Below are 255 nucleotides of genomic sequence, written 5' to 3'. Positions count from 1 at the left end.
TCAACGTCGAAGGCATGGCCACCGCCATCCCCTTCCACCGCGCCGTCGTCACCGACCCCGCCTTCACCAGCGAACCGTTCCACGTCCACACCCGCTGGATCGAAACCGAGTTCGTCAACGACATCAAGCCCTTCACCGCCACCGCCGACACCGAGACCGAGGAAGAAGCCGGCCGCGAGACCGTCGTGGTCGAGGTCGGCGGCAAACGCCTGGAGGTCTCCCTGCCCTCCTCACTCGGCATGAGCCTGGCCCGCA

1 pseudogene is annotated in these 255 nt (G+C 67.1%); it reads left to right on the top strand.

Annotated features, from left to right (window positions below):
* Positions 1-255: pseudogene (locus AADR41_RS42730) on the top strand (acetyl-/propionyl-CoA carboxylase subunit alpha); the annotation flags it as partial.

Source organism: Streptomyces sp. CLV115, assembly GCF_038448545.1.
Taxonomy (GTDB): domain Bacteria; phylum Actinomycetota; class Actinomycetes; order Streptomycetales; family Streptomycetaceae; genus Streptomyces; species Streptomyces sanglieri.
Note: the sequence above shows the minus strand (reverse complement) of the source record. Positions and strands in the feature narration are given on the sequence as shown.